The following is a 4814-nucleotide window of genomic DNA, read 5'->3' on the forward strand; positions in this document are numbered from 1 at the left end:
GGTTCTTTTTCACCTTCATAAAAGTAGCGGTCTTGCTGATTCAGGGGCATAGCTAGGGCCTCTTCCGTAGAAATAGCGCCCGTTCGCTCAGCCCACTGCTCATAAGCAGCGAGCATTGTTTCGGCTCGTCTCGGTTGTTGATTGATTAGGTTATCCAGCTCGGCACGATCTTCCGCCATATTATAAAGCTCCCAGTCACCGCCACGTTGGGCTACTAATTTCCAGTCACCATCGCGAACCGCTCGGCTGCCTCGGTATTCCCAGAACATAGGTTGCTTGCGAGCGAGTTGCTCTCCTTGCCAGGCAGGAAGCAGGCTAACGCCTTCCATCGGTAGCACGGTTCGGCTCGGGTATTGATCGGGGTAATCAGCTCTGGCCGCTGCTAAAAACGTAGGCATAATATCAACTAGTTGGCCCGGTTGTTCGGATTTACTATCCGGCTGAATTTTTCCAGGCCAGCGAATAATCATTGGAGTAGCAATTCCGCCCTCATGAATCCATTGTTTGTACTTACGAAAGGGAGTATTAGAAGCCTGAGCCCACTCAGTATCGTACGTTCGGGCTGATTCTTCCGGCCCGGGGGGTAAAATTGGGGAATGATTGGCATCAAACGGACAGCCCCCGTTATCGGAAAGAAAAACGATTAGGGTATTATCCGCAATTTCCAGCGAATCTAAATGATTGAGCAAGCGACCGATTTGCTGATCCAGCCGGTCTATCATTCCGGCGTACACGGCCATGAGTTCCGCTTCTTTTTGCTGCTGGTCAGCGTCTAAAACATCCCAGGCTGGTGCCAGTGAATCGCGGGGAGCTAATGGCTGATCGGCATCAACAATGCCGAGTTCTTTCATGCGCTGCAAGCGTTGTACGCGGAGGCTATCCCAACCAATGGTATAGCTACTTCGGTATTTCGCAATGTTTTCTTCAGGAACTTGTAAGGGAAAATGCGGCGCATTATGGGCGAGATATAAGAAGAAAGGACTTTCTTGTTCAGTAGCGGCAGATACTTGTTCAATGGCGTAGTCGGTAAAAGCATCGGTCGTATAAAAATCCTCGGGAGCTTCAAACACTTCATTATTGAGGCGCATATAGTTAACATCACTCCCGTAATCTCGTCCGGTAAAAAAGTTGACCGCCCCACACAGGAAACCAAAGTATTCATCGAAGCCTCTTTTGTTAGGAGTATCAACTTCTTCCGCCCAGTTGCCTAGGTGCCACTTGCCACTCATAATAGTCTGGTAACCACCTTCACCCAGCGCCTCGGCTATTGTGACGTTATTATCTGATCTATAGAGATTATCAGATTGTTGAAAGTGAAGTCCCGTCAGTAGGGTGGCGCGGGTTTCAGTGCACTTAGCCGTGTTATAGAACTGGGTCATCTGCATTCCTTCGCTTGCCAGTCGGTCTAGATTGGGGGTTTGAATCTCAGAACCGTAGCAGCCCAAATCAGAGAAGCCCATATCATCGGCCATAATTAGTACAATATTAGGCGGTGGCTCGGTTTGCCCTTCGGAAGGAGTGCAAGCACTATGGGAGAGTAGTAAGCCAGCGAGAAGCAGACCGATAACGATAGTGAGTTTCACAGTAGACTGGTAGTTAGGTTGTTAATAATACCATTATGAATTACAAATTACTTAAACAATTGATAATCAAAGACTTATTAATTGCTTGCGCCGTGTGGCCGGTCCATCGCTACCGTAGATTCTCTGCCGGGACGATCTAACTGTAATTTGACATCTTCAATTTAAAATTAGTATAAAAACGAAGATACGTAATTCTCGGTAAATCCGATGATTAACTATGTAGCATAATTTCGGCGGCTTGGCGACCAGCCCGCATGGCACCATTGATAGAACCATTTAGCAGATAATCACCCGTGACAAATAAACCTTCTTTAACCTGGCAGCGTTCTTTAGTCAGGTCATGCAACACCGAATCTTGATTAGGAAGCGCGTAGTCAATACGGTAGGTTTTCAAATGTTCCCAAGTATTGGTATTGTCACCAAACCAAGTGCGTAATTCACTCTTGATAATTTCGGTAAGCTCTTCATCTGTTTCGGACCGTGAGCCGATGATTGATACGGAGATCAAATGCTTTCCGGTAGGGGAGTAGGCGGAAGAAACATCGCTCATCACCACTACATTATTAACCAGCCGGTCGGGGCGAGCATTGAGTGCCAACATTGGTTTAGTAATGGGGGAATCATCAGCCGTGAGATACACATTCACCGTAGCGTGATGCGGCTGAGAAGGCTTAACGGACGTATGTTTAGCTAAAAGCTCATTAGGCTCGGTAGCTAATAGAACTTGCTGAGCGGTGTGCGTACTACCATTATCCGTAGTTACGGTTGGCCCCTCAATAGCGGTTACTCGCTGGTTAGTAAGAAGCGTGCCGGAGGGCAGACGAGCGGCCAGTTGCTTAGGAATTTCTTCCATTCCTAACTCGGGAATTGCTGTGTCTCCTTCGGAAAACATTTTAAACACAAAGTCGAACTCCCGCCGTGAAGTAGTTAGTTCATCCTCCAGAAATATTCCGGCCATAAAAGGCTGAAAAAAGTTGCGTAGCATCCGTTCGCTGTAGCCATAATCCTGAATTACTGCCAAGGTGCTAATCTCGGGCTGATTGAAAATCTCTTCTACCGACATTCCCTGGAGGCGAAACTTGGTTTTAAGAATATTAAGCTTATCACCCATAGAACCTACTTGAGCAAACAACGTTTTGAACGCAGCGGTGGGAACCCGGCTAGGATCAACAATTTCTTGCTTCCCTTTATCATTGAGTACAATAGCTCCCGGAGAAAACTTGCACAGGTTTAGTGCTTCGTAGTCTAAGTAGCGCTTTGTTTCCGGGTAGTGGGTAAGCAGCACCTGAAATCCTCGATCCAAACGGTAACCGTCAACTTCATCGGTTTTTATTCTTCCACCCGGACGATCCGTAGCCTCTAGCAGCTTTACGGAACGGCCACTTTCTTGTAAGGTAATGGCAGCAATTAGGCCGGAGAGACCAGCCCCGATAATGATAACATCGGTAGTATCAGATTCAGGCATATTGACTATTAGTGAAGGATAGCGTGGTTAAAAAAGAGAAGTTATTGCGTCTAAAATACTAGATTTCACTTTCTCTAGTAAATAACAATGCACTAAAAGAACTAATGTTTGATTTAGAACCTCAACGCGGTGCAGAATTTGTAACTAAATGTCTACTTTATACCTTCGGCAAATCTTCAATATTAGGATGTTGGTTAACGATCCAATACCGAATAATAATATCTAGCATTTCAGCCTGTTCTTCTATAGACTGAGTCTTCCGAAAATAACCTTGTACCCGATAGGAGTACGCTGCTCGAATCTGATCGCGGGTGGCCGATGTACTTAGAAAAATGAAGGGTAGTGCTTTTTGACTGATTTGGGGGTCGTCATCAATCATCTTTTTTAAGGTTAACCCATCGATCTTGGGCATATTCATATCGCAAATCAGCAAAAAGATAGCATCGGAAGTGGTTTTTAAATAGTTGAGTGCCTCGTGAGCATTGGAAAAGTGCTCGATTGATATCTCCCACTCTTTTTCTGAGAGTGTCTCTTCCAGAAGTTCTCGTTCTAGCTCATCGTCATCAATAAGTACTAGTTTACCTGGTAATTGGGGCATGTTTAAGGTTTGACAGGGTAAATAATAATAGCAGTAGAAAAAATAACTAGAAGTTTGATATCCACAAAAGAGCATTTACAAAAATTGTTCTCAATCGTTTAGCGATATTTTTCTTTTCTGATTGTGTTTATCTTTCTTCTATTTGCATAGAACAATAACCCAACACCGGGCGGGGGTTTTAATCTTGGGTAATCTATAAATATGGATGTGACATCCAGGCTCGTAGGGCAATTACCCCAAACTACGGGTACTCATTCGGTCGCCGAGCGAAGCTCTTTTTTACCTAGCGGACAGATTTGGTGAGGGGCAACCGTCATTACCGCAATTATTCCATGATGGTCGTTTCTCCAGTATACGTAGTAAATTCTATTTTATAGCCTTTATTACCATCGTAGACAGCTACAATAGTACCTAAATCGCCTTTCTCTAAGCTATGTTCGGAAGTAGATTTGGTTAAGGCAAAAAGATCTAATTCATTCATCATTCTATGCTCGTAGGTTTTAGCTTACGGCGGTTTAAGTACTCTTTATACTGCTTATAATCCATCCCACTCGTTTCCTCAGAAATCTTTTCTTTAATTTTTCGGAAGTGCTTTACGGTATCGAAATCTTTCTCTTTAGTCTTCATCAGTAATAATCTCTTTAGGTGAACGAATATCCAGTTGAACATGGCCGTGTTTGATATTAACTGCATTGTATCCTCTTATGCGTTCAAGATTGACAATATGTTTGAAATTCCAACTAATGAGGACATCAGCCCGGTGAATGGTAGCTAAAGCAATATGTTAAAAATCGGCCCGGCTAGTTTTGCCAACTACTTTTTCACTGATATAAGTATCGGCTAATGCAGTAGCAGTGGCATCTAATTGTACCCGTTCTAACTGTGTAACTGGTAGTTGGGATAGCAATTCTCGAACCGAAGGAGGTCCTCCCGTTAGCTCTGCTTCCAATAAGTCAGAAATGATGAGAATTAGCTATTCGTTTTTTACCTGCTCAACAACCGGGGCAGTATCCTCAGAGAATTCTTCATCGTAGTAATCAACGATTACTGAAGTATCTACGTAAAATCGCTTTACCATATCTAAATGTACGAAATACTATTCGTGAAGATATAAGCTATCCAGAATTAGGTGATCTCATCATAGAAAAGTTTACCATTAGTTCTCTAC

General features: G+C 43.9%; 6 protein-coding genes. All 6 read right to left on the reverse strand.

The window, feature by feature from the left end; all coding sequences use genetic code 11:
- The coding region (locus tag WBA23_RS12585; protein WP_424582630.1) for an arylsulfatase at nucleotides 1-1583 on the reverse strand (1583 nt) is incomplete at its 3' end.
- Between the two features lie 211 nt (nucleotides 1584-1794).
- A complete protein-coding gene (locus tag WBA23_RS12590; RefSeq protein WP_424582631.1) occupies nucleotides 1795-3048 on the reverse strand; it encodes an NAD(P)/FAD-dependent oxidoreductase in 1254 nt (417 codons plus the stop codon).
- A 157-nt stretch (nucleotides 3049-3205) separates the two neighbouring features.
- On the reverse strand, nucleotides 3206-3646 hold the full coding sequence (locus WBA23_RS12595; protein ID WP_424582632.1) for a response regulator: 441 nt from the start codon (nucleotides 3644-3646) through the stop codon (nucleotides 3206-3208).
- Nucleotides 3647-3971: 325 nt separating this feature from the next.
- Nucleotides 3972-4130 (reverse strand): DUF4926 domain-containing protein, encoded by a 159-nt coding sequence (locus tag WBA23_RS12600; RefSeq protein WP_424582633.1) that lies wholly within the window; start codon nucleotides 4128-4130, stop codon nucleotides 3972-3974.
- Entirely contained in the window at nucleotides 4127-4339 is a 213-nt protein-coding gene (locus WBA23_RS12605; protein WP_424582634.1) for a hypothetical protein, read from the reverse strand. Before WBA23_RS12605 ends, WBA23_RS12600 begins: the two co-directional genes overlap by 4 nt.
- 91 nt (nucleotides 4340-4430) lie before the next feature.
- Entirely contained in the window at nucleotides 4431-4595 is a 165-nt protein-coding gene (locus WBA23_RS12610; protein WP_424582635.1) for a hypothetical protein, read from the reverse strand.
- Nucleotides 4596-4814 lie beyond the last annotated feature (219 nt).

The sequence above is a fragment of the Tunicatimonas sp. genome, assembly GCF_049647865.1.
Taxonomy (GTDB): Bacteria; Bacteroidota; Bacteroidia; order Cytophagales; family Cyclobacteriaceae; genus Tunicatimonas.

Bases quoted from the DNA above. Each gene is read 5' to 3' on its own strand.
- WBA23_RS12600 (WP_424582633.1), bottom strand. From the start codon at position 4,130: ATGATGAATGAATTAGATCTTTTTGCCTTAACCAAATCTACTTCCGAA.
- WBA23_RS12590 (WP_424582631.1), bottom strand. From the start codon at position 3,048: ATGCCTGAATCTGATACTACCGATGTTATCATTATCGGGGCTGGTCTC.
- WBA23_RS12595 (WP_424582632.1), bottom strand. From the start codon at position 3,646: ATGCCCCAATTACCAGGTAAACTAGTACTTATTGATGACGATGAGCTA.
- WBA23_RS12605 (WP_424582634.1), bottom strand. From the start codon at position 4,339: ATGCAGTTAATATCAAACACGGCCATGTTCAACTGGATATTCGTTCAC.